The 25,037-nt window shown below is 62.4% G+C and carries 22 protein-coding genes; 14 read left to right on the top strand and 8 right to left on the bottom strand.

Annotation, left to right across the window (positions count from 1 at the left end; translation table 11 throughout):
* Positions 1-72 precede the first annotated feature (72 nt).
* From SPH52_RS17730 to SPH52_RS17715, 4 genes are all read left to right on the top strand, one after another.
* Positions 73-690: a TetR/AcrR family transcriptional regulator gene (locus SPH52_RS17730; RefSeq protein ID WP_411796381.1), complete on the top strand. Its 618-nt coding sequence runs from the start codon at positions 73-75 to the stop codon at positions 688-690.
* Positions 691-775: 85 nt separating this feature from the next.
* Positions 776-1,897, top strand: coding sequence for an efflux RND transporter periplasmic adaptor subunit (locus SPH52_RS17725; RefSeq protein WP_411796380.1), 1,122 nt, complete (start codon positions 776-778; stop codon positions 1,895-1,897).
* The gene (locus SPH52_RS17720; RefSeq protein WP_411796379.1) at positions 1,894-4,980 is read left to right on the top strand and encodes an efflux RND transporter permease subunit; all 3,087 of its coding nucleotides are present in this window, start codon (positions 1,894-1,896) and stop codon (positions 4,978-4,980) included. The genes SPH52_RS17725 and SPH52_RS17720 overlap by 4 nt, the downstream gene beginning before the upstream one ends.
* A gap of 15 nt (positions 4,981-4,995) precedes the next feature.
* On the top strand, positions 4,996-5,802 hold the full coding sequence (locus SPH52_RS17715; RefSeq protein WP_411796378.1) for an oxidoreductase: 807 nt from the start codon (positions 4,996-4,998) through the stop codon (positions 5,800-5,802).
* A gap of 203 nt (positions 5,803-6,005) precedes the next feature.
* Here the strand turns inward: SPH52_RS17715 and SPH52_RS17710 are convergent, their stop codons facing one another.
* Positions 6,006-7,379: a GntR family transcriptional regulator gene (locus SPH52_RS17710; protein WP_411796377.1), complete on the bottom strand. Its 1,374-nt coding sequence runs from the start codon at positions 7,377-7,379 to the stop codon at positions 6,006-6,008.
* A 217-nt stretch (positions 7,380-7,596) separates the two neighbouring features.
* On the opposite strand from SPH52_RS17710, the gene dctP reads away from it, so the two are divergent.
* The 6 genes from dctP to SPH52_RS17680 all read left to right on the top strand — a co-directional run bounded on the left by dctP (position 7,597) and on the right by SPH52_RS17680 (position 13,665).
* Positions 7,597-8,586, top strand: a complete 990-nt coding sequence (gene dctP, locus SPH52_RS17705; RefSeq protein WP_411796376.1) for a TRAP transporter substrate-binding protein DctP — start codon at positions 7,597-7,599, stop codon at positions 8,584-8,586.
* Positions 8,587-8,642: 56 nt separating this feature from the next.
* Complete coding sequence (locus tag SPH52_RS17700) at positions 8,643-9,164, top strand: TRAP transporter small permease (RefSeq protein ID WP_411796375.1); 522 nt, start codon at positions 8,643-8,645, stop codon at positions 9,162-9,164.
* Between the two features lie 14 nt (positions 9,165-9,178).
* Positions 9,179-10,459 (top strand): TRAP transporter large permease, encoded by a 1,281-nt coding sequence (locus SPH52_RS17695; RefSeq protein WP_411796374.1) that lies wholly within the window; start codon positions 9,179-9,181, stop codon positions 10,457-10,459.
* 22 nt (positions 10,460-10,481) lie between these two features.
* Positions 10,482-10,925, top strand: a complete 444-nt coding sequence (locus tag SPH52_RS17690) for a type II 3-dehydroquinate dehydratase (protein WP_411796373.1) — start codon at positions 10,482-10,484, stop codon at positions 10,923-10,925.
* A gap of 165 nt (positions 10,926-11,090) precedes the next feature.
* Entirely contained in the window at positions 11,091-12,848 is a 1,758-nt protein-coding gene (locus tag SPH52_RS17685; RefSeq protein ID WP_411796372.1) for an FAD-dependent oxidoreductase, read from the top strand.
* A complete protein-coding gene (locus SPH52_RS17680; RefSeq protein ID WP_411796371.1) occupies positions 12,841-13,665 on the top strand; it encodes a sugar phosphate isomerase/epimerase family protein in 825 nt (274 codons plus the stop codon). Before SPH52_RS17685 ends, SPH52_RS17680 begins: the two co-directional genes overlap by 8 nt.
* 29 nt (positions 13,666-13,694) lie before the next feature.
* Here the strand turns inward: SPH52_RS17680 and SPH52_RS17675 are convergent, their stop codons facing one another.
* Complete coding sequence (locus SPH52_RS17675; RefSeq protein ID WP_411796370.1) at positions 13,695-14,555, bottom strand: shikimate dehydrogenase family protein; 861 nt, start codon at positions 14,553-14,555, stop codon at positions 13,695-13,697.
* 88 nt (positions 14,556-14,643) lie between these two features.
* A complete protein-coding gene (locus SPH52_RS17670; protein ID WP_411796369.1) occupies positions 14,644-16,488 on the bottom strand; it encodes a bifunctional sugar phosphate isomerase/epimerase/4-hydroxyphenylpyruvate dioxygenase family protein in 1,845 nt (614 codons plus the stop codon).
* Between the two features lie 430 nt (positions 16,489-16,918).
* Here SPH52_RS17670 and SPH52_RS17665 point away from each other — a divergent pair, with 430 nt between their 5' ends.
* From SPH52_RS17665 to SPH52_RS17650, 4 genes are all read left to right on the top strand, one after another.
* Entirely contained in the window at positions 16,919-17,926 is a 1,008-nt protein-coding gene (locus tag SPH52_RS17665) for a tripartite tricarboxylate transporter substrate binding protein (RefSeq protein WP_411796368.1), read from the top strand.
* Positions 17,927-17,977: 51 nt separating this feature from the next.
* Complete coding sequence (locus tag SPH52_RS17660) at positions 17,978-18,454, top strand: tripartite tricarboxylate transporter TctB family protein (RefSeq protein ID WP_411796367.1); 477 nt, start codon at positions 17,978-17,980, stop codon at positions 18,452-18,454.
* A 15-nt stretch (positions 18,455-18,469) separates the two neighbouring features.
* Positions 18,470-19,972, top strand: coding sequence for a tripartite tricarboxylate transporter permease (locus tag SPH52_RS17655; protein WP_411796366.1), 1,503 nt, complete (start codon positions 18,470-18,472; stop codon positions 19,970-19,972).
* A 66-nt stretch (positions 19,973-20,038) separates the two neighbouring features.
* Positions 20,039-20,695 carry an HAD family hydrolase gene (locus SPH52_RS17650; RefSeq protein ID WP_411796365.1) on the top strand — a complete coding sequence of 219 codons (657 nt, stop codon included), beginning with the start codon at positions 20,039-20,041 and terminating at the stop codon, positions 20,693-20,695.
* Positions 20,696-20,710: 15 nt separating this feature from the next.
* On the opposite strand, the gene SPH52_RS17645 is transcribed toward SPH52_RS17650, so the two are convergent.
* From SPH52_RS17645 to SPH52_RS17625, 5 genes are read right to left on the bottom strand one after another with little or no spacing between them, the layout of a single operon-like run.
* Positions 20,711-21,133, bottom strand: coding sequence for a hypothetical protein (locus tag SPH52_RS17645; protein ID WP_411796364.1), 423 nt, complete (start codon positions 21,131-21,133; stop codon positions 20,711-20,713).
* A gap of 28 nt (positions 21,134-21,161) precedes the next feature.
* Positions 21,162-21,764, bottom strand: a complete 603-nt coding sequence (locus SPH52_RS17640; protein ID WP_411796363.1) for a NapC/NirT family cytochrome c — start codon at positions 21,762-21,764, stop codon at positions 21,162-21,164.
* A gap of 12 nt (positions 21,765-21,776) precedes the next feature.
* Entirely contained in the window at positions 21,777-22,250 is a 474-nt protein-coding gene (locus tag SPH52_RS17635) for a nitrate reductase cytochrome c-type subunit (protein ID WP_411796362.1), read from the bottom strand.
* Between the two features lie 9 nt (positions 22,251-22,259).
* Positions 22,260-24,755 carry a nitrate reductase catalytic subunit NapA gene (napA, locus tag SPH52_RS17630; RefSeq protein ID WP_411796361.1) on the bottom strand — a complete coding sequence of 832 codons (2,496 nt, stop codon included), beginning with the start codon at positions 24,753-24,755 and terminating at the stop codon, positions 22,260-22,262.
* Complete coding sequence (locus SPH52_RS17625; protein ID WP_411796360.1) at positions 24,752-25,027, bottom strand: chaperone NapD; 276 nt, start codon at positions 25,025-25,027, stop codon at positions 24,752-24,754. The genes napA and SPH52_RS17625 overlap by 4 nt, the downstream gene beginning before the upstream one ends.
* Positions 25,028-25,037 lie beyond the last annotated feature (10 nt).

Below are 25,037 nucleotides of genomic sequence, written 5' to 3'. Positions count from 1 at the left end.
AATTTGTTGAAGTGACTATAGTCCAATATAGTCACAAGTTGTCAAACCCAAAATATCGAGGTGTGGTGTCTCATGAGTGAAAACGCGTCTTCCGCCCCCCAATCGCGCGGCCCTGCCGATCACAATGTTCGCGAGCAGATCGTGGAGGCCGCCGAAGAACACTTCAGCCACTACGGTTACGACAAGACCACGGTCTCCGACCTGGCAAAATCAATTGGTTTTTCCAAGGCTTACATCTACAAGTTCTTCGATTCCAAGCAGGCCATCGGCGAGGCCATCTGCGCCAAGACCTTGAGCGCCATCATCGTGGCGGTCGAAGAGGCCGTGGCCGACGCGCCCACGGCAACGGAAAAATTCCGCAGAATGTTCAAAAGCTTGGTATCGACTGGTGTGAGCCTGTTCTTCAATGATCGCAAGCTGTACGACATTGCCGCGCACTCTGCCGGCGAGGGTTGGCCATCTGCCCGCGCCTACGGTGAGCGCATCGAACAGATCCTGACGGAAGTGGTCCGTGAAGGGCGCGAGAGCGGTGAGTTCGAGCGCAAGACGCCGCTGGACGAGACGGTGAAAGCGATCTTCCTGGTCATTCAACCCTACGCGAATCCGCTCCTGCTCCAGTACAACCTCGATCTCGTCGAGGAGGCGCCGGTGCAGCTGTCGAACCTGGTGCTGCGCAGCCTGGCTCCCTAGTGGCCTAGCGAACCCAAAAAGTGACTATTTACAAATTTGGTCACTCGTCATAAGCTGTGAGATATCCGTCCTTCCGGAGATCTCCATGCTCAAGCGCCGTGATGTCTCATTCCTTACCGTCATCGCTCTGCTGCCGCTTGCCTTGGCAGCGTGCAGCGATGCCACCTCTTCAACCGACCCACGGACGCAGAACCCCTATGTACGGGTAGCGGAGGTGGAGGTCGGCGAAAAGGCCGAGCGTTCATTTGCCGGTATTGTTGCCGCGCGGGTGCAAAGCGATCTCGGCTTTCGCGTACCCGGCAAGATACAGGAGCGTTTAGTCGATACAGGTCAGGCCGTCGAGCGCGGCCAGCCACTCATGCGCATCGATCCCACAGATTTGATGCTCGCCGCGCGCACCCAAGAGGAGGCCGTGGCTGCCGCCAGGGCGCGCGCGCATCAAACCACAGAGGACGAGGCGCGATACCGTGACCTGGTCTCTAGAGGCGCGGTGTCAGCATCGGCCTACGACAGCGCCCGGGCAGCCGCCGAGACGGCTCGGGCGGATCTCATGGCGGCCGAGGCTCGGGCAGACGTTGCTCGCAATGAAACCGACTATGCAGTTCTTCTCGCCGATGCAGACGGGGTGGTAGTGGAAACGCTGGCAGAAACCGGCCAGGTCGTTGCTGCTGGTCAACCCGTGGTGCGGGTGGCCCATGCGGGGCCCCGCGAGGCACTCATCGACCTCCCCGAAACGCTGCGCCCAGCGGTCGGCTCCACAGGCCGTGCAACCCTCTATGGCAACGGGCTCACGGGTGCTGCAACGCTTCGCCAGTTGTCGGATGCCGCAAATCCCCTGACGCGAACCTTCGAGGCACGCTATGTATTGGAGGACAATCTCGCAGATGCGCCTCTGGGCTCGACCGTTTCCGTCGGTATCCGGATCGACCCTTCCGCTTCAGCATTGCAGGTGCCGATAGGCGCACTCTTCGATCCAGGTAAAGGGCCCGGCGTATGGCTGATCGAAGGAGAAACGCCCCGGGTCACTTGGCAGGCCGTACAGGTGGCTGGCCTCAGCGATGAAACGGCTTCGGTCGTTGGCAACCTGGAAGCGGGCGATCGCGTCGTGGCGCTCGGCGTGCACTTGCTGCACGAGGGCGAGCAAGTGCAGTTAGATGAGCATGAGGTTACCACGGGCTTGGCCGCCAATCGCGGAGAGCAGCCATGAGTGCCTTCAACCTCTCCGCCCTCGCAGTACGCGAGCGCTCGGTCACCCTGTTTCTGATGGTGGTGATCTTCATTGCCGGCATTATGGCCTTCCTGACGCTGGGTCGGGCGGAGGATCCCGCCTTTACCATCAAGCAGATGACCGTAACCACGGCCTGGCCCGGTGCTACGGCCCAGGAAATGGAGGAACTGGTCGCCGAGCCGCTGGAAAAACGCATGCAGGAACTGAGCTGGTATGACCGTACCGAAACCTTTACGCGTCCGGGCCTGGCCTTCACCACGGTGTACCTGCTCGATAGTACGCCACCCGAGGAGGTCGCCGAGCAGTTCTATCAGGTGCGTAAGAAAATTGGCGACGAGACCAGTAGCCTGCCCAGCGGCGTCATTGGCCCCATGGTGAACGACGAATACGCCGATGTGACCTTTGCACTCTATGCGGTGAAGGCAAAGGGCGAGCCTCATCGGCATCTCATCCGCGAGGCTGAGAGCCTGCGCCAGCGCTTGCTTCACGTGCCGGGCGTCAAGAAGGTGAATATCATCGGCGAGCAGTCCGAAAGGATCTTTGTCGAGTTCTCCCATGATCGTCTAGCCACTCTTGGCGTCTCCCCGCACGACCTTTTCACGGCACTGAACGAGCGCAACGTGATGACGCCCGCCGGCTCGATTGACACCCTGGGCCCCCAGGTCTTCATCCGGCTGGACGGGGCGATCGACGACCTTGAGGCGATTCGCAATACGCCCGTCGTCGCGCAGGGCCATACACTAAAGCTCGGCGACATCGCCGAGGTGAAGCGGGGCTACGAGGATCCCGCCACCTTCCTCATTCGCAATAACGGCGAACCCGCCTTGCTGCTCGGTGTGGTCATGCGCGAGGGATGGAATGGTCTCGATCTCGGCCGCGCGCTGGAGGCGGAGGCAGAGGCTATCAACGCCGATATGCCGCTTGGCATGAGTCTATCCAGAGTCACAGACCAGTCGGTCAATATCCGCTCGGCCGTCGACGAGTTCATGCTCAAGTTCTTCGCCGCCCTCGGCGTGGTGATGTTGGTCGGCTTCCTCAGCATGGGATGGCGTGCCGGTATCGTGGTTTCGGCGGCAGTTCCCCTGACCCTGGCCGCCGTCTTTATCGTCATGGCGGCCACCGGCAAGAACTTCGACCGCATCACTCTCGGCTCGTTGATCCTGGCGCTGGGGCTCCTGGTCGACGATGCGATCATCGCCATCGAAATGATGGTAGTGAAGATGGAGGAAGGCTACGACCGCGTGCGCGCCGCGGCCTATGCCTGGAGCCATACCGCCGCGCCCATGCTTTCCGGCACCCTGGTGACGGCAATCGGTTTTATGCCGAACGGTTTCGCCAAATCCACTGCCGGCGAGTACACCAGCAACATGTTCTGGATCGTCGGCATCGCATTGATTGCTTCTTGGATCGTTGCCGTGGTGTTTACGCCCTACTTGGGGGTGAAGCTGCTCCCGGATTTCAAGAAGCGCGAGGGTGGGCACGGGGCGATCTATGCGACGCCGAACTACGAGCGCTTCCGCCGGCTGCTGGGCAGCGTGATCCGGCGCAAATGGCTAGTCGCGACGTTCGTGGTCGGTGCCTTCATTCTCGCGATCCTGGGCATGGGCGTGGTCAACAAGCAGTTCTTTCCGACGTCTGATCGGCCCGAGGTGCTGGTCGAAGTGCAGATGCCGTATGGTACCTCGATCGAGCAGACGAGTGCGGCGACCGCAAAAGTCGAGGCCTGGCTGGAGGAGCAAGAGGAAGCCAGGATCGTGACGTCCTACATCGGCCAGGGTGCACCACGCTTCTATCTCGCCATGTCGCCGGAGATGCCCGATCCCTCCTTCGCCAAGATCGTCGTCCTGACGGACGACCAGACGGCGCGAGAAGCACTCAAGTTTAGGCTACGTCAGGCGGTGGCCGATGGCCTGGCGGCAGAGGCGCGGGTGCGGGTGACCCAGTTGGTGTTCGGCCCACCCTCACCCTTCCCTGTGGCCTTCCGCGTGATGGGGCCGGATCCCGATGAACTGCGCGACATCGCGGCCCAGGTCCGTGCCGTAATGCAGGCTTCTTCTAAGATGCGAACGGTCAATACCGATTGGGGCGAGCGCGTGCCCTCGCTGCGTTTCTCGCTCGACCAGGACCGGCTGCAGAGCCTGGGCCTGACCTCTAGCGACGCGGCCCAGCAGCTCCAGTTCCTGTTGAATGGCGTCCCAATCACGGAGGTGCGTGAAGACATTCGTTCGGTGCAGGTGGTTGCCCGTTCGGCCGGAGACACAAGACTCGATCCGGCCAGGATCGGCAACTTCACACTGTCCGGTTCGGCCGGTCAGCGGATTCCGCTATCGCAGGTCGGCACGGTGGAGGTCCACATGGAAGACCCCATCCTGCGCCGCATCGACCGCACGCCGACGATCACCGTACGTGGTGATATAGCGGAAGACTTACAGCCGCCCGACGTGTCCAAAGCCATCTGGGAAGAACTTCAGCCGATCACCGCCGAACTACCGGCGGGCTACCGGATAGAGATGGGCGGTTCCATCGAGGAATCCGGCAAGGCCAATAGCGCCCTGCTACCGGTCTTCCCCATCATGATCGCGCTGACGCTGATCACGATCATCTTTCAGGTACGCTCGATCTCAGCGATGACGATGGTGTTCGCTACCGCACCGCTGGGCCTCATCGGCGTGGTGCCCACCTTGCTGGTGTTCAACCAGCCATTCGGCATCAATGCGCTCGTCGGTCTGATTGCGCTGGCCGGCATCCTGATGCGCAACACCCTCATCCTGATCGGCCAGATTCACGACAACGCGAAGGCAGGACTCGCGCCCTTCGACGCCGTGGTCGAGGCCACCGTGCAGCGCGCGCGCCCGGTCATCCTGACCGCGCTCGCCGCCATCCTGGCCTTCATCCCGCTCACCCAGTCGGTGTTCTGGGGAACGCTGGCCTACACCCTGATCGGCGGCACCTTCGCCGGGACGGTGCTGACCCTGGTGTTCCTGCCGGCGATGTACGCCATCTGGTTCAGGATCAAGCCGGCCCCATCGCAAAGCTGGTCGCCATCACCCCAATCCCCCTAATAGAGAGAAACTGCCATGTCGAATTCCAAAATTGTCATCGTTACCGGCGTGTCATCGGGCATCGGACGTGCCGCCGCGGTGAAGTTCGTCGAGCAGGGCTGCCGGGTGTTCGGCACCGCGCGCAACACGGCAAAGGCACAGCCAATACCGGGAGTCGAGCTGGTCGAGATGGATATCCGTGACGAAGCGTCAGTTCAACATGGCATCCAGACCGTCATCGCTCAGGCCAAGCGCATCGACGTGCTCGTCAACAGCGCTGGCGTGACCCTGCTCGGCGCAACGGAGGAGACGTCGATTGCCGAAGCCCAGACGCTGTTCGACACCAACCTCTTCGGCCTCTTGCGCACGACCAAGGCGGTGCTGCCGCACATGCGTGAGCAGCGTTCTGGTCGCATCGTCAACCTCAGCTCGGTGCTGGGCTTTCTGCCTGCGCCGTACATGGGACTCTATTCGGCATCCAAGCATGCCGTCGAAGGGCTATCCGAGACCCTGGATCACGAGGTGCGTCAATTCGGCATCCGCGTGGCACTTGTCGAACCCTCCTTCACCAAGACCAACCTGGATCTCAATGCGCCCCAGGCGGCTTCCAGAATCCCTGACTACAGCAAGGAGCTAGGCGTCGTTTCTCAAGCCATCCAAAACAATGTCCAAAAAGCGCCCGAGCCCGATGGGGTCGCCACCACGATTGTCGATGCCGCGTTGGGTGCATGGAAAATGCGGCACACGCCCAAAGGCGAGGCTTCTCTTCTGAGGAAATTACGCCGCTTCATGCCCGCTGGCCCGGTCGAGAAAGGCCTCAGAAAAACGTTTGGGCTCGCCTGAATCGATCCCGCTTTCTCTCCAGAGTATGAGCGTTGCGGGCTTCACGAATGGCAGACGAGGAATCGAGTATGCGTCGAGTTGTTGTGACTGGCCTGGGGCTGGTTTCTCCTTTGGCCGCAGGCGTAGGGGCCACCTGGGTCCGGCTCTTGAAAGAATACGGCACTAGGCATCTGGCTCCTCGTGTCACTCCAGATGCAGAGTCTTCAGGCGGCAATGGACCCCGACGCCAGGGCGTGCTCCGTTCCGCCCCGCAGATGGCGCTGCAGGATTTCCTGCGCGCCCTCGGCATCGCGCCGCAGGGCGCAGTCGTATAGCGCTCGGTGCTCGTCGGCGGCGATGCGGCCCCGGTAGGACAGGGCGATGAGCTGATAGCGCAGGTACTTGTCGAAGACCGCGTTGTGCAGGTGCATCAGTACCTGGGAGCCGCAAGCCGAGGTCAGCGCCTGGTGAAACTGCCAGTCATACCGCTTCCAGAGTTCGGCGACCTGTAGATTGCCGCTCGCCATCTCCGCCTCCATGGTGGCGAGCTTGTGGTAGGCCGCTACGACTCTCGCTTCCCAGTCGATGTCTCCATGCGCGAAGGAGTCCTCCAGCGCCCGCCCCTCCACCAGAAGTCGCAATTCGGCCAGCTCGCGAGCATTCTCGGCCGATATCGGCGCGACTTCGAAGCCACGCTGACCTTCGGCGACGACGAAGCCCTCCGAGGTCAACCGGTTGAGAGCTTCGCGCAGTGTGGTCACGCTGGTGTCGTAATCATCCTGCAGGTTGCTCAACTTCAGCTTCTTCCCCGGGGGCAGTTTGCCGGCGATGATGTCGGCGCGTATGCAGCGCCAGGCCGTCTCGCCCACCGAGACCGGCGCCTCTGACTTGTTCAGTCTTCCGTGAATTAGGGGCGTTGGATCCGAATCGGTGGAGGAGAGCTGACCGGTCTCCACCGTATGTGCCACACAGGCTGCGATATGCTGATGCAATACGGCAGCAGCGCGCTCGGCATCGCGTGCCAGGGCTGCATCTAACAGCAGGCGGTGTTCCTGCGCCGCGGGTTTGCCGCGAAAGATGACGGCAACGATCTGGTAACGCTGGTAGCGGTCGAAGATAGCGCCATAAACCTGGAGCAGCTCCGCCGAGCCGCACGCGGAAATCAGGGTATGGTGGAATTCACGGTCATAGTGCTTCCATTCGGCGCTGCGGCTGGTATCGCCCGCTATCATCAGGCGTTCCATTGACTCGAGCTTGTGGTACGCGCCGACCACTCGTCCTTCCCACTCCAGGTCGCCCTTGCGGAATGCCTCGCGCAGGGCGTGGCTCTCCAGCAGTTCGCGCAGATCGGCGAGTTGCTGAAACTCCTCCTGGGTGACGGCGGCGACTTCGAAGCCGCGCTGACCTTCGGAACGAACCAGGCCTTCGGCAGATAGCCGGTAAAGGGTCTCGCGAAGGGTACTGACGCTGGCCGAGTAGCGCTCCTTCAACGCTTCCAGGCGCAGCCGGGAGCACGGCGCCAGACGACCGCCAATGATGTCGCTCCGGATGGACCGGTAAGCGCTTTCACCCGCCGTTTCCTGTGGTACAGGCAGCAAGACTCACCTCCCTTTTTGTACTGACCATTTTGTTCCTCGCCAGTGAAGCCAGCAAGAGAAAAACACAACTCAAATGACATTATCAAAAATATAGTAGGAAATATCTAAAATCAGTTGATCACCAAAATGCGTGATGTAGCATGGAGATGTCCAGCGTGGGGAGCAAGCCATCTCGCCGCGGGCGCATCACAATGACAAGATAAAAAGGAGTCACTCCATGCCCATTCCCGCCAAGTGCCGCGGTATTCTTGCCGCCGGCGTCATGATGTTCGCAGCGACCACGGCGTCCGTGGCCATCGCGCAAGACAACCCCAGGCTGCGTTTCTCGGCGGTGTTCTCCGAGCAGGACATCCGTGCCGAGATGATGCAGCGCTTCGAAGAGGCCATCGCCGACGACTTCACTATGGAGCTGCATTACGGCGGATCGCTCTTCAGCCAGGGCTCGGAATTGGTCGCGCTCCAGCGTGGCAACCTGGAGATGAGCAACGTCGCTCCCCAGGACGTCGCCAACCAGATCCCGGCCTGGTCCATTCTGACCTCCGCCTACCTCTTCCGTGATGCCGAGCACCTGCTGACGTTCTTCGGCAGCGAAGCCGGGGAAGAAATGAAGGCCATGGCCGAGGAGCAGCTTGGCGTCCACATTCTGGGCCCGACCTTCTTCGGCACTCGCCATGTAGGGCTGGTGAACGATGAGCGAATCGAGACCCCAGAGGACATGTCCGGTGTGCGGCTACGCATGCCGCCGGGTGAGTCGTGGCAGTTCCTGGGCCGGGCGCTCGGGGCCAATCCGACCGCCATGGCTTATGCCGAGGTTTATACGGGCCTGCAGACCGGCGCCATCGACGGTCAGGACAATCCCCTGCCGAACGTCCAGAACATGCGTTTCTACGAAGTCATGGACCAGATCGCGCTGACGTCGCATCTCGTGGCGTTCGACCTGCTAATGGTCTCCTCCAGCGTCTGGAACAACATGACGCCGGAGCAGCAGCAAGCCTTCCAGGCCGCTGCCGACGAGGCGATCGCCTGGAGCACGGCGGAACATCAGCGCAAAGAGCAGGAGCTGGCTGACTTCTTCAGTGAGCAGGGGCTCGATGTCTACACGCCGGATATCGATGCCTTCCGCGAGTATGCGCAGCAGCAGTACCTGGAATCCTCGATCTCCGACGCATGGCCGGAAGGCATGCTCGAGCGCATCAACAACCTTTGATGGCTGATGGATCGGCCGCGTCGCGGTCGATCCCACTCCACACTGGAGGTACGCAGATGCGCCAAAGGATTCTCCGGTGGGCGGCATGGCTGCGCCATGGCGCCGACGCCATTGCGGCCGCCATGCTCGCCGTCATGTTCGTTTCCTTCCTGATCACGGTGCTGTTCCGCTACGTTCTTAACTGGCCGGCGGGCTGGGCCTCGGAACTGAGCACCGTGATGTGGGTCTGGCTGGTGCTGTTCGGTGCGGCCTTTCTGCTCCGCGAGCGTGACGAGATCCGCTTCGACATCTTCTACAGCAATGTTCCGCCTCCCATTCGCCGCGTAATGACGGTGCTTTTCTCCCTTGGCGTCGTCGGCCTTTTCCTGGTTTCCCTGCCCGCGGTCTACGACTACGTGACCTTCATGAAGGTGCAGCGCACGTCATATCTGCGTATCCGCTACGACTGGCTGTACTCGATCTACGTGGTCTTCGCCCTGGCCATCATCATCCGCTACGGCTGGATTGGCACTCGCGCCGCACTGGGACACGACCCGATGACCGCCCGCGACGCCGACGACGAAACAAAGCGAGGTTAAGGATGGATCCCTTCATGCTCACGCTTCTGGTGATCATCGCCCTGGCTCTGCTGGGGCTACCCATCGGGCTATCCATGATGTCGGGCTCCATCGTCTACCTCTTCATGAACGGGATGGACATGGGGCTGGTGGCCGAGCGGTTACTGAACAGCATGTTCACAAGCTACGTCATCCTAGCGGTGCCACTGTTCATCCTCGCCGCGGAATTGATGAACATCGGCACCATGACCAATCGCCTGCTGCATTTCTGTAATGCCTTGGTCGGACGCTTCCGCGGCGGCCTGGCCTACGTGAACATCGTGCAGTCGATCATTTTCTCCGGCATGTCCGGATCGGCCTTCGCCGATGCGGCAGGCTCTGGGCGGATCATCGCCAACATGATGATCCAGGACGGTCGTTACACCCGCAGCTTCGCCGCCGCTCTGACGGCGAGCGCGGCGGTCATTGGGCCGATCATTCCACCCTCGATTCCGATGGTGCTTTATGCCCTGGTGTCCAACGCCTCCATCGGCTACCTGTTCCTCGGCGGCATCATTCCCGGGTTGTTGATGGGGGTCATGCTGATGATCGTGGTGATGGTCACGGCGCGTCGCCGCCGGTTTCCGGTGGAAAAGCCCACGCCAGTGCGGGAATTGCCGGGCATTACCGTTCGCGCCTTCCCGGCATTGATGTTGCCGGTGGTACTGCTGGGTGGAATCTACAGCGGAGCGATGACGCCCACCGAGGCAGCCGCCGTCGCCGCGGCATACGCCTTTCTGATCTCGGTCCTGCTCTATCGCAACATCAATGCACGACAGGTTTACGGTTCACTCGTCAACAGCGCCCGCTCTTCCGTCGCCATCGGCATGCTGATCGCGGGCGCGCTGGTGTTCAACTACGTGGTGACGTCCGAGAACATTCCTCAGGCACTGCGCATATTCCTGGCCGATTACGACCTTTCGGTGCTGCAGTTTCTGTTGCTCGTCAACCTCGTACTGCTGCTGCTGGGCTGCTTGCTCGAGGGAACGGCCATTATCCTCATCATCGTGCCGGTGTTTATCCCTACGGCGAATGCCCTGGGCGTCGACCTGGTGCATTTCGGCGTCATCGCAGTGGTGAACATCATGATCGGGCTGGTGACACCGCCTTATGGACTACTGATCTTCATCATGCAGAGCATTACCCGCGCCCCGTTGCGCAGCCTGTTCCTCGATCTCATCCCGTTCATCGCCGCACTCTTCCTGTCGTTGGCGATCATCACGCTATTCCCTGATCTCGTCCTCTGGCTACCGCGGCAGTTCGGCTACCAAGGCTGAATAATGATAAGAGGTAATGTCCATGCATAGCCTTCATATTCTCAACGGCCCGAACCTGAACCGACTCGGCAAGCGCGAACCAGAGATCTACGGCCATACGACACTGGCGGAGGTCGAGTCCTTGTGCCGGCAGGCCGCCGGCACCCGGCCGGTGGTGTTTCGCCAGTCCGGCTACGAAGGACAGTTGGTGGAATGGATTCACGAGGCCATCGATGAACCCGCTGCCGCCATCGTCATCAACCCGGCGGGGTTGACCTTCACCTCGATCCCGATCCTAGACGCGCTCAAGATGTTTCCCGGACCGATCATCGAGCTGCATATCTCCAACATCCACCGGCGCGAAGAGATTTATCATCGCTCGCTCGTCTCGCGCACCGCCACGGCAGTGATCGCGGGGCTGGGGCCGGCCGGCTATCGGACAGCCGTCGAGGCCGCGCTACGCCTGGTCGAAGACGCCGATCCATAATCGGATCTCGGTGAATCACGCGCCCAAACGCGGCCCCTTTTCAGGGGCCGCTCTCGTTCAATGCCCCCTTAGCCACCATGCCCGAGACTCTCCGACTTACCTGGCCATTGATAAAACTGGAACTTCGTTCTAAATTGTTCCATCAGCCTTCCAGCGAGTCTCTACATGACCGACATACGACAGGATTACGACCTGGTGGTGGTAGGTTCCGGCGCCGCCGGCCTCGCCGCCGCTGCCACTGCTGCCTATCACGGCCTCAAGGTCATGGTGGTAGAGAAAGCCGAGGCTTTGGGCGGTGCCACCGCGTGGTCGGGCGGCTGGATGTGGGCGCCGCTCAATCCGCTGGCCAAGGCGGCCGGCATCGATGAAGATCCGGAGACCGTGCGTACCTACCTGCGTCATGAGCTGGGTGAACGCTATGACGCGGCGAAGATCGACGCCTTTCTCGATGCCGCACCGCGAATGGTGGAGTTCTTTCACGACAAAACGGCACTGCAGTTCGCCGACGGCAACGCCATCGCCGACATCCATGGCGACACCCCCGGCGCCGGCACCGGCGGCCGCTCGGTGATTGCCGCTCCCTTCGACGGTCGCCAACTGGATCGCGAAACGCTGGCCAAGCTGCGCAGGACCATGCCCGAGACAGCCTTTCTGGGAATGCCGATCCAGGCCGGGCCGGACCTGCTGGCTTTCCTGACCGCGACCCGCTCGCTGAAATCCTTCGTACATGTCACCCGACGCCTCACCCGACATTTCCTCGACCTGGCCCGCTACGGCCGCGCCATGCAGTTGGTCAACGGGGTGGCCCTGATCGGCCGTCTGGCCAAGTCCGCCGTTGACCTGGGCGTGGAGCTGCGTGTCTCATCGCCAGCCAAGCGCCTGATCATGGAGGATGAACGGGTCACCGGCGTGGTGGTCGAGGGCTCGCAGGGGCCGGTGACCCTCCGGGCCCGATGTGGCGTGGTGCTGGCCACCGGCGGCTTCCCTTGGGACGTCGAACGCCGCCGGGAACTCTTCCCGCGTACGCCGACGGGCCAGGAGCACTGGCCGCTGCCGCCACCCTCGGCCAGCGGCGACGGCCTGCGCCTGGGCGAGTCAGTGGGCGGTACGGTGGGCACCGACCTCTACTCGCCGGTGGCCTGGGCGCCGGTGTCGCTGGTGCCCTGGGGTGGTGGCCGGGTCGGGCACTTCCCGCATATCATCGACCGCGGCAAGCCGGGCCTGATTGGCGTGCTGAAAGACGGCAAGCGCTTCGTCAACGAGGCCGGCGGCTACTACGACTACGTGGACGCCATGGTCAAGGCGGTGCCGGAGGGCGAGGAGGTCTGCTCCTGGCTGATCTGCACTCACCGCTTCCAGCGTCGTTATGGCCTCGGCATCACCCGTCCGGCGCCGGTGCCCTTCCGACACTGGATCAGGAAGGGCTATCTCAAGCGCGGCAAGACGCTTGCCGAGCTGGCGCAAGCGTGCGGTATCGATGCGGACGGCCTCGCGGCCACCGTGGCCGACTACAACCGCCACGCCGCCCGGGGCGAGGACCCCGAGTTCGGGCGCGGCGCCACCCCCTACAACCGCAAGCAGGGCGACCCTGCCCACGGCCCCAATCCCTGCGTGGCACCCCTGGACCAGGGTCCTTTCTATGCAGTGAAGGTAGTGCCTGGCTGCTTCGGCACCTTCGCCGGTCTCGAGACCAACGAGCATGCACATGTGCTGAACGCCCAGGGCACGCCGATCGAGGGCCTCTACGCCGCCGGCAGCGATATGGCCAGCATCATGGGCGGCTACTACCCGGCCGGCGGCATCAACCTCGGCCCGGCCATGGCCTTCGGCTACATTGCCGGCCTGCACGCTGCTGGCAAGCGCTGTTGCGACAGTGATCGAAATGACAATGCCACCACGGGAGCCGACGCCGCCCATGCGTGACCCGATCTTTTCCCTGGCCGCTCTCACCGTGCTCGAGCTGTCTCCACCGGACATGGTGGAGGTGGCCGCCCAGGCCGGCTACCAGGCCGTGGGCCTGCGACTCATTCCCGCCACGCCCGAGGAGCACCACTATCCCCTGGCCAGCGATACCGACCTGCTGCGCCAAACCCAGCAGCGATTGCAGGAGACGGGGCTGCGGGTCCTGGATATCGAGATCCTGCGTCTCAAGCCGAACACCGACGTGCGCCGGGATTTCAGCCAGGTGTTGGAAATCGGCGCCGAGCTGGGCGCCAGCGAGGTGCTGGTGGCAGGAAACGACGACGATGAAGCGCGCACCGCCGACAATTTCGCTGCCCTGTGCGAACTGGCCCGCCCCCTGGGCCTGCACCCGCACCTGGAGTTCATGCCGTGGACGGGGGTGAAGAACCTGCTCCAGGCGCACCGTATCGTCGCCGCCGCACGCCAAGCCGGGCATGACAATGCCTGCCTGCTGGTCGATGCCTTCCATTTCAACCGCTCGGCCAGCCGCCTCGAGGACCTCGAACGCGTGCCGCCGGATTGGCTACGCTATGTGCAGCTGTGCGACGTGGCCGGCCCTATCCCGGACAGCATGGAGGCGATTCTGCACGAGGCCAGGCAGCAGCGCTGCTTCCCTAGCGACGGCGATATCGACCTGCGCGCTCTGCTGGCGACCCTGCCCGCTGGCCGGCCGCTGAGCCTCGAAATACCCACCGAGTCGCTGCGCCGTCAGGGCGTCACCCCTCTGGAGCGAGCCCGCCAGGCCCTCGACAAGGCACGAAGCGTCGTTATCGGTTGAGGCTGGTTCTCAACGGCGCCGGCAAACGATCACGCCTCCTTCAGCAGTTCGCGGCGGTAAAGCGCATAGAGCGCGGCGGCCTGCTCGTCGGCAGCAGCACGCTTGCTCTCGTCCTCGCAGAACCGCTTGAAGGCGTCGACACCCTGGAAGACGAACAGGCCCACACCGCTCATCACATCGGCACCGACCGCCTTGGCGGCGGTAACGAACTCGGTGACCGCCGGCACATAGACGGCATCGAAGATCCAGTGGTGGGCTGCCACCAGCTCCGCGGGTAGCGGGCAGCCGGGGCTCTTCTCGTGGCCGATGGGGGTGCAGTTGACCAGGCCATCGCAGGCCGGCACCGTCTCGGCCAGCTGCGCCGGGGTGATGGTGGAGGCGGCAAAGCCCTGGGCCTTCAGTTCCGCGGCCAACTGGCGCGACTTGGCCGGATCCAGGTCCATCAGAACCACCTCCAAGGCACCGAGCCTGCCCAGGCCGAAGGCGACCGCCTTGCCCACGCCGCCGGTGCCGAGCAGCAACACCCGCCCCGGCTCACGCTCGCCGAGGGTAGCGCGATAGCCGCTGATGAAACCGGTGAAGTCGGTATTCTCGGCAAAAATGCCATCTTCCTCGAAGATCAGCGTATTGGCGGCCCCGACCATCCGCGCGCCCTCGGAGGCACGGTTGGCAAGGTGCATAGCATCTTCCTTCCAAGGATAGGTGACGTTCACGCCCCGGTATCCGGCGGCCATCACCTTCCTCACCTGACTCTCGAGTGACTCGATCGGCTGCTCATTGGCGTCGAACAGGTCATAGGTGGTGGATATGCCGATCAGCTCGCCGAGCCGTACGTGCAGGTCCGGCGAGCTGGAGTTCATGATGGCCTTGCCGATCAAGCCCAATTTCATAACACTGTCTCCTGAACGGGGGCGAACCTTCTGCGCTCGCATAAATCTCAAAAGTCGGTCCCAAAGCCACTACCAACTCTGCCTGGTTTCAGCCGGCCTTCGACTGTGCGGCGAGACGTATGCCCGCGTTGGCTTCGCCGAACTTCTGGTAGCCGCCACGCCGCTCGACGATCTCGAAGAAGAAGCGCCCCGAGAAGGTCTCGGTGTAGGCGTGCAGGAAGTCGCCGTCTTCGTTGCGATCGAACAGGATGTTGCGCGAGCGCATGGCGTCGAGCAGCTCCGGGGCGATGTCGAAACGCGCTTCCAGGTCGTCGTAGTAGTTACGCGGAATCTTCAACAGCGGCAGCCCGCGGGCCAGGATTTCGTCCACGGTGGCGATGATGTCGCGGCTCTCGAAGGCAATCTGCTGCACACCGCCGCGAAAAGCGCTGAGGAAGCGCCCCGGCTGGGTCTCGCGCGCCTGGGAGACGGTGAGCGGCAGGCGAATGCTGCGGTCGGGGCTGACCACCGCCTGGCTGATCATCATGCCGTGCGGGTCGACGATCTCGTTCTCGGCCTCGGCGGCGAAGCCGAACACGGTGCGGTAGAACAGCTGCCAGCCCAGCAGTTGCGTCGCCGGCAATACATAGGAGAGGTGATCGATACGCACCAGGCCGGCTTCGTCACGGCTCTCCTGATCGAAGAGTTCGAAGTCGGTGCGCCACTGCAGGTCATCGGCAGCCGCCTCGTCCACCAGATAGATCAGGCTGCCTTCCACACCACGCAGCGCCGGGATTTCCATCTCCCCCTCGCCCACCTGGCTGCGGAACAGCTGTGCCTTGAAGGCCCGCGCTCGTTCCAGCGCCCGTTCCACGTCATCGACTCGGAACCCCACGGCACATACCGCAGTGCCATGCAGCAGTCGGAAGGTGTGGGCAAAGCTGTCGGTCTCGAAATTGAGCACCAGGTGGATCTCACCCTGCTTCCACAGCTCCACATTCTTTGAGCGGTGCCGCCCCACGTGACGAAACCCCAGCGCGTCGATGAATTCGCCAAGGGGAGCGGCGCTCTCTTCGTCGAGGGTGAACTCGATGAAATGGATACCGTGATAGTTCGGCGTGGGGGGCAGCTCGCTCGCCCAGGCCCCGTGCTCGACCAGGTTCTCTAGCCAGATCAACGAGCGCAGGCCATCCAGGGCAGTGACCTCGGTCGGGGCGGCGCGGAAGGCATCGCTGAAGATCTCGAGCGAAAGGGGGCCGTCATAGCCCGACTTGCCCAGCTCGGTCATGAAATCATGGAGCGGCAGGCGCCCCTGGCCAGGGAAGCAGCGGAAATGTCGGCTCCACTGCAGCACATCCATGTCCAGCAGCGGCGCATCGGCCAGTTGGACAAAGAAGATCTTCTCCTTGGGAATCTTGCCGATCGTAGAGAGGTCGTGGCCGCGCGAGAGGATATGAAAGCTGTCGAGCACCACGCCAAGGTTGGGATGATCGGCTCGGCGCACCACCTCCCAGGCATCTCGATAATCCGCGATGTGGCGCCCCCAGGCCAATGCCTCGAAGCCGATGCGAATGCTGCGCCTGGCCGCGCGCTCGGCCAGTTCGCGCAGATCGGTCACGGCCCGCTCCATGTCGTCGATGGTCTGCGGCGAGACGTTGCTGCATACCAGCAGAAAATCGGTGCCGAGCTGTTCCATCAGGTCGAACTTGCGTTCGGCACGCTGAAAGTTGCGGCTACGCTGGGGTTCGGGCATGGCCTCGAAGTCGCGAAACGGCTGGAAGGCAACGATGGTCAAACCCAGGCGCTGGCAGAGCTGACGCACCTCCTCGGGGGATCCGTCGAACGAGAGCAGGTCGTTCTCGAAGATTTCCACACCCTCGAAGCCCGCGCGAGCGATCGCTTCCAGCTTGGTCCTGAGATCACCGCTCAAGCAGACCGTGGCAATGGCACGCATCCTCACCCCTCCTGGCCCCCTCGCCTGACAGCGATGAGCAGCCTTCTTGTTCATTCAAAATTCTGTCGTCCCGTCCCGAAGAGAACTAGAACACAGTTTCAATGTTCGCATAGCGTCCTTTAGTTCGCAATATCCACCACTAGTCGTTCATCTTTCATCTGCATAGCTCTTGATGAGCCGTGGCAGATATCATAGATGCAGGACACGGTCTTCGAATCTTGCCTCTTTTTGGGCGTGCATGCGTTAGCAAAGGCAGGCATTAAACCTTCGTCGCAGAAATCTCCCCAGGCATTGACAGTTTTGGAAGGGAGTTCTAGTGTTCGCAAAAAGCACTATCGTTCGCAAAGCGAACACAACCCATACCTGCCAAGACAGGAAGCCGTCGTCGAACGGCCAATAACAACCAAACACAACAATCCCGGAGGATTCCATGTTCAAACCGCTGCTCACATCCCTGGCTGTCACCCTCGGCTCACTGGCCATGGCCAGCAGTGCGCTCGCCGATTATCCGGAGCGCAACATTCAAGGCACCATCCAGTGGGGGGCCGGTGGCGCCACCGATAACGTCGCCCGCAGCCTCACCCCCCATGTCGAAGAGATCCTGGATACCACCATCGTACTGACCAACCGTCCGGGCGGCACTGGTGTAATCGGCATGAACCATGTCATGCGCCAGCGCCCCGATGGCTACAACCTGCTGATCGGCGCCGAAAACCCGCAGCTCTATCCGCTGATGGGACTGGCCGACTTCACCTATGACGACATGCATACCGTCAACATCATCGGCCAGGGCCTGGTGGTGATCGCAGCTCCGGCGGACAGCCCCTTCGACAACTTCGCCGACCTGCTCGCACATGCTCATGAGAACCCGAACGAGCTGCGCATGGGCGGCACCGGCGCCGGCGGCTTGCCGAGTACCGTGCACGCCATGATCAATGCCGTGGACGAACTCGACGTCCGTGTCGTCACCTTCGGCGGCGACGGCCCCGGCATCACCGCCATGCTGGGCGGTCACATCGACTTCATGCCGCTGAGCCTGGCCGCCGCCGGTGAACAGATTCGCGGCGGCAAGATGAAAGGCCTGGCCATACTGAGCGCCGAGGAGATCGAGTCGCTGCCTGACGTGCCGCCGATCACCGAGGCGTTGCCCGACATCGAAGCCTTCCTGCCGTGGGGGCCGTTCTGGGGCGTCTTCGTCCATCAGGACACCCCGGACGACATCAAGACCACCCTGGAAGAGGCCTACGAGCAGGCCGTTGCCAAGGATGAGTTTGTCGAGTTCCTGCATAACTTCGGCGCCGAACCGCTGAACCTGCGTGGCGAGGAAGCCCAGCAATACCTGGACAGCTGGCAGTCGGTGACCGCCTGGTCCATGTTCGAAGCCGATGCCGAGACGCTGAAAGCCACGCCTGAAGAGCTTGGCATTCCGCGTCCGTAATCCACCCTCGCGGTGAAGGGGGAGGCAAAGCCTCCCCCTCGGAGTCTGTTGATGAGCAAGAAAATCGAGCGCGTACAGGCTGGCGAAAAGGTCTTCGACTGGCTGCTTCTGTTACTGAGTATCGGTGTGCTGGTCGAGGCCTACCGCATCGACGGCGGGCTACGGCTCAACTCGGCCGGCTCATTCCCGGTAGGCCTGGCTCTGGTGATGCTGGCCTCGTCGCTGGCCATCCTGATCAGCCACCGCTACAAGCGACGTGATGAACGCATTCACAGCGCCCTGCATGAGCTACAGGTCTTCTTACACGAGCACTTCAAGCCCCATATCGTGGTCTTCTCGGTTGGCGCGGTGATCTATCTCGCGGCCATCGTCTGGGCAAGCTTCTATGTCAGCACCTTCATTTTCCTGGCGGCCATGTTCGTCTACCTGCGCCAGGGCAAGGTCGTCAGTTCGCTGCTCATTACCGCAGTCGCCCTTGCGATCATCTATGTCCTTTTCACCGTGGTCTTCCGCGTCTACCTTCCCTGACCCTCGAGGCCCTCGATGAGTGACACCCTTTCCTTCCTGCTCATGGCCTGGCTCGACCCGGGCCTGCTTGGCCTGACCGCCCTCGGCGTACTGGCCGGCATCTATATCGGCGCCATCCCCGGCCTCTCCGTGACGATGGCCGTGTCGATCCTGATCTCCTTCACCTTTTCCTGGGATATCAACAATGCCCTGGCGCTGATGGTCGGCATTTACGTCGGTGGCGTCTACGGCGGCTCACGTACCGCCATCCTGCTCAACATTCCCGGCGCTCCCTCGGCGGTGACCACCGCCTTCGACGGCTATCCGCTCGCCCAACGCGGCGAGGCCGGCCGCGCCATCGGCCTGAGCACGGTGATGTCGGTCATCGGCGGGCTGATCGGCGTTGCGGTACTTGCCGGGACCGCCCCTTATCTCTCCGACCTGGCGCTGCAGTTCGCTCCTCGCGATTACTTCCTGATCGCCGTACTCGGTCTGCTGCTGGTCAGCTCGCTCTCCGGCAAGTCGCTGTCACGCGGTATCTTCTCGGTGGCCTTGGGAAGCGTCATCGGCCTGGTGGGCATGGACATGGTCACTGCCCAGCCGCGTCTCACCATGGGGCAAATGGAGCTGCTCGGAGGGATCCACTACGTGGTGGTGATGATCGGCCTGTTCGGTGTGGCCGAGGCGCTCTACCAGTTGCACAACCTGGCCAAGGTGCCGATCAAGCAGAAGGTCGACAAGATCGTGCCACCGCTGAACATGGTTCTGAAGTTCCTGCCGCTTTCGATACGTACCGCGATAATCGGCGTCGTCGTCGGCGCACTGCCCGGTACCGGTGGCGACATCGCTTCGCTGTTTGCCTACGATCACGCCAAGCGCACCGTCAAGAACCCCAGCCGGCCGTTCGGCGAAGGGGCCTATGAGGGCCTGGTGGCACCGGAGACAGCCAACAATGCAGCGGTGGGCGGTGCCTATGTGCCGATGCTGACGCTGGGCATGCCCGGCGATGCAGTGACCGCCGTGATCATCGGTGCCCTGGTCATCCACGGCCTCAACCCTGGCCCGATGCTGATGATCGAAACCCCGCACATCTTCTGGTTCACCGTGGGCAACCTGGCGCTGGCCAATATCTTCCTGCTGGTATTCGGCCTTACCGGCATCAAGATCTTCTCGAAGATCGTCGAGGTGCCCAAGGCGGTGCTTATCCCGCTGATCCTGGTGCTCTGCGTGGTCGGTACCTACTCCATCAACAGCAACATGATGGAAGTCTACTGGATGCTCGCCTTCGGCATCCTCGGCTACTGGCTCAAGGTATTCGGCTTCCAGATGGGCCCGATCATCCTTGGCGTCATACTCGGGCCGCTGCTCGACGAGTCCTATCGCCAGGCGATGTCGTCGGTCGGCGATCGCGGTGGCGATTTCCTGCTGGCCCTGGTCAGCAACCCGCTGTCCCTGGTGTTGACCAGCGTGATCACACTGGTACTGCTGGGTAACACTCCGCTCAAGGGCTGGGTGGCCAAACGCTTCAGCAGGGCCTGACACACCTTGGCGCGACCATACCCGGCCGCGCCAGCGGTGAGGACAAACGAACGAAAGGTTGTGAGTGTGACCGATCCAGCCCTTCACTATGCGCTGGTCTTCGACTTCGATGGCGTGGTGCTGGACTCGGCCACCCTCAAGCGGCAGGCCTTCGCCGATCTCTATGCCGAGGCGCCTGGCCCCCAGTACCAGGCCGTGTGCGCCTACCTGGGCCGAAAGGGTGGCCAGCCACGCGAGGTCAAGTTTCGACATATCGAGGCGCAGATCTTTGGCCGGCAAACCAGTGAGGAACGTATCCGTGAGCTCTGTGACCTGTTCAAGGCGAGTGTCGAGCAACGCCTCCTCGAGGCCCCGGCGATTGCCGGCGCCGTGGAGTTTCTCGCCCGCTGGGCCGGCAAGCGTCCGCTCTATTTGTTATCGGCCACGCCGGAGGCAGAGCTGAAGGCCATCGTCGAGAAGCGCAAACTCACATGCTTTTTCCGTGAGGTCGTGGGCTCGCCTCCCGACAAGGTCACGGGCTTGCGTAATCTCCTGGTTCGCCGGGGCCATGCCGCACAAGAGTCAGTGATGATCGGTGACTCCTACAACGATTTCCGCGCCGCCCGCTCCAACGGGACTCACTTCGTCGGTGTCACCGCCGACCCAAGCGCCTCGCCTTTCCCCGGCGATACCATCACCATTCGTGATCTACACGGGCTGGAAACTGCCCTGAAACAGCTTTGATCCACCTTCCATGAATCAATCTTGGCTGCCGGACTCCTGCTCCATCTGCCCCGGGCGTATCGGCTGGCGGGGCTCTTCGAGGCCAGGGCTTTCCGGTTCCAGGTCAGCGTAAGGGGAGTCGAATTCATTGCCCTCTCCCTGACGTTCACTGCCGCCCTGCCCTGCCTGTGACTCGGTATCCGCCCCTGTATCGGCACCCGGTCGTGCTTCGTCTTCGTCGCTTGAACCGGTGCCGTGCATGTCCTGCTCCGGTTCGTCACGGGCAACGCCCAAGTCGTCGTCTCGCGCCTCGATGGTGCCAATCGTCGCCTCCTCGGCAACCGATCCCCGCTGCGCCGGAGTGCTTGGCTCAGGAAACGCATCCTGGCCATGAATGCTCGAAGATACCCCTATGGCCAACATCGCCACCAGGACGCCCATTCCCTTGCGATAGCTCATCGTCCTTTCCTCCCGCGCGGTGTGCCGCTCATTCCCAGCCATGAACCCCTGCCATGTCCGGCAGCTCATGGGCGATGCCCTTGTGACAAGTGATGCAGGTGGCATCGCCCTCCACCAGGCCGCGCTGGTGCGCCGCGGCTGCCCGGGGGCTCTGCCGGGTGAAGTCCATGTACTGTTCGTCATGGCAGTTGCGACACTCCAGCGAGTCGTTGGCTTCGAAGCGCCGCCACTCGCGGGCCGCCATCTCGAGACGGTGGTCGAGAAACTTCTCGCGGGTATCGATGACTCCGAAGATGTGGCCCCACACTTCCTTGGAGGCCTGCATCTTGCGGGCGATCTTGTCGGTCCAGTTGTGCGGTACGTGGCAGTCCGAACAGACCGCCCGCACCCCCGAACGGTTGGTGTAATGAATGGTGGGTAGAATCTCCTGATAGACATTGGATTCCATCTCATGGCAGCTGATACAGAACTGCTCGGTGTTGGTGGCTTCCATCGCCGTGTTGAAGCCGCCCCAGAAGAGTACGCCGCCGATAAAGCCACCCACGGTGAGAAAGCCAAGGCTGAAGTATCCGCTGGGGGAGCGGAATACCCGCCAGAACGTGCCGAGGACGTTGCCGATCCATCTGAACATTGCGTCCTCCTTTTATTGGCCTGTCTGACGTGAACCGCGGATGAGATCGCTCATGTCCACGAAGGTGTTGCCCACCCGCGAGGGGGCGTCGGTCTGCGGCACGTGGCACTGCATGCAGAAGTATCGCCGTGGCGACAGGTCGCCGAGGAAGTTGCCCTCACGATCCATGTAGTGGGTGACGCTGACCATGATCGCCTGGGTTTCTCCGACTCGGGTGCGCGCATGGCAGGCCATGCAGCGGTTGGCGTTGAGGTCCACCTGGTAGTTGTCGATGCGGTGCGGAATGGTGGGTGGCTGCATCGGGTACTCGCGGACCGGGCGCAGGCTGCGATCCTCGACCCGATAGAGCGGCTCCGGGGTCGGCTCCTCCAGCAGCGGTACGTTGGCACGCAGCGCATCGAGCTCACCTTCGGCAGCGAAGCTGTGCAGGGCCAGCAGGCCGAACGCGGCGAAGCAGGACAGGAAAGTAATGCTGATCAGTCGCATGTTCGCCTCCTAGACGGCCTCGATACGGCAGGCGCATTTCTTGAAATCCGTCTGCTTGGAGATGGGATCGGTGGCATCCAGCGTGACCTTGTTGATCAGTTGGCTGGCGTCGAACCAGGGCACGTACACAACGCCGCGTGGCATGCGGTTGCGGCCCCGTGTCTCGACTCGGGTGTGCATGTCACCCCGCGGACTGACGATACGCACCTCGCTGCCGCGTCTGACGCCCAGCTGTTGGGCATCCTGCGGATGCATGTAGACCACCGCCTGGGGGAAGGCGCGGTGCAGCTCGGGGACACGCCGCGTCATCGAACCGGAGTGCCAGTGCTCGAGCACGCGCCCGGTCACCAGCCACAGCGGATACTCCTCGCTCGGCGCTTCGGCGGGCGGCTCGTAGGGCACGGCATAGATGACGGCACGCCCGTCGGCCTGGGCATAGAACTGGAACTGGCGCCCCTCTTCTACGTAGGGGTCGTAGTCGCCGTTGTAGCGCCAGCGGGTTTCCTGGCCATCCACCACCGGCCAGAGCTTGCCGCGGCTCTGGTGGTAGCTGTCAAAGGTATCCAGGTCCTTGCCCTTGCCGCGACCGAAGCGGGCGTACTCCTCGAACAGCCCTTTCTGAACGTAGAAACCGAAGTGATGGGACTCGTCGTTGGCGAAGTCGGGATTGAGCTCATCGAGGCCGAAGGCGTCCACCTGGCCATTGCGGAACAGCACTTCATAGAGGGTCTTGCCGCGATACTCCGGGTTGGCGTCGAGCAGCTCTTCCGGCCATACCTCCTCGATATCGAAGCGCTTGGAGAACTCCATCATCTGCCATAGGTCGGAGCGCGCCTCGCCGGGAGCCGTGACCATCTGCTGCCAGAACTGGGTGCGCCGCTCGGCGTTGCCGTAGGCGCCCTCCTTCTCGACCCACATCGCCGCCGGCAGGATCAGGTCGGCCACCTCGGCGGTGACGGTGGGGTAGGCCTCGGAGACGATGATGAAGTTGTCAGGGTTGCGATAGCCGGGGTAGGTCTCCTCCACCAGGTTGGCCGCCGCCTGCACGTTGTTGTTGCACTGCACCCAGTAGACGTTGATGTCGCCGTCCTTGAGCATGCGGTTTTGCAGCACGGCATGGGCACCGGGCTGAGATTGGATGGTGCCTTCCGGCACCCTCCATATCTCCTCGGCGTAGCGTCGGTGGTTGTCGTTGGTCACCACCATGTCGGCCGGCAGTCGATGGGAGAAGGTGCCGACCTCGCGCGCCGTACCGCACGCCGAGGGCTGCCCAGTGAGCGAGAAGGGGCTGTTGCCCGGCGTGGAGATCTTCCCGGTGAGCAGGTGGATGTTGTAGATCATGTTGTTCGCCCAGACACCGCGGGTGTGCTGGTTGAAGCCCATGGTCCAGAACGACATCACCTTGGTGTCGGGGTCGGCGTAGAGTTCGGCTAGCCGGTCGAGCTGTTGCTTGGGTACACCCGAGAGCCGAGTGACGGTCTCGGCATCGTACTGCTGCAGGAATTCCCGATAGCGCTCGAAGTCGATGTCGCGCGCGCCGGCGCTGTCGCGGGCATTGGCCGCCGCCAGCTCCAGGCGATGCTCGGGGCGCAAGCCGTAGCCGATATCGACGTTACCCTCCATGAAGCGCACGTGATCGTTGACGAAGTCCCAGTTCACCCGATCGTTCTCGATGATGTAGCGCTGGATGTAGTTGAGGATGGCGAGGTCGGCCTGGGGCGTGAAGATGATCGGCTGGTCGGCCAGCTCGAAGGAGCGATGCTCGAAGGTGGAGAGCACGGAAACCCTGACATGGGGATGCGACAGCCGGCGATCGGTGATGCGCGTCCACAAGATCGGATGCATCTCGGCCATGTTGGCCCCCCACAGCACGAAGGCATCCGCCGCCTCGATGTCCTCGTAGCAGCCCATCGGCTCGTCGGAGCCGAAGGTACGCATGAAGCCGAACACCGCCGAGGCCATGCAGTGGCGAGCATTGGGGTCGAGGTTGTTGGAGCGGAAGCCGGCCTTCATCAGCTTGTTGGCCACATAGCCTTCCCAGATCGTCCACTGACCCGAGCCGAACATGCCGATGGCGCCGGGGCCCTTCTCGCGCAAGGCAGCCTTGTACTTATCGGCCATCACATCGAAGGCTTCATCCCAGCTCACAGGAGTAAATTCACCGTTCTTGTCGTACTCGCCGTTGGTCTTGCGCAGCAGCGGCTGGGTCAGGCGGTCCTCGCCGTACATGATCTTGGAGAGAAAGTAACCCTTGATGCAGTTGATGCCGCGGTTGACGGGCGACTGCATGTCGCCGTGCGTGGCCACGACCCGGTTGTCACGCACGGCCACGTTGACGCCGCAGCCCACACCGCAAAACCGGCAGGGCGCCTTGGACCACTGCAGCTGCGTATGCTGGGCATCGGTGACGATGTTCTGCGCCTGCGCTGCGGTCGACATGCCCGCCGCGGTGGTCGCCGTGGCCACCGCCGAATTCTTGATGAAATCACGCCGTGTCAGCTTCATGTTCCCTGCACCTCCTGCTCCAACGCCAACCTGGATTCCACGTGGTGGTAAACCATGCTTACCGATATCACCCCTTCACGCTCCTGCAGCCAGTCGATGAAGTCGACGATGTGGCGCTGCGAAGGCAGCTCCAGCAGCACCACCAGCTTCCCCACGGGGTCTACAGCAGGAATTTCCACCCCTTCGCGGGCGCTGCACTGCGCCTTTATCGTATCGATAGACTGCGGCTTCACCTGCGCCACCAAGCTGGAAATGTGTACGTTGTCGTCCATGTTCGTTCCT

It is taken from the genome of Halomonas sp. A29, from assembly GCF_046723295.1.
GTDB lineage: Bacteria > Pseudomonadota > Gammaproteobacteria > Pseudomonadales > Halomonadaceae > Halomonas.
Note: the sequence above shows the minus strand (reverse complement) of the source record. Positions and strands in the feature narration are given on the sequence as shown.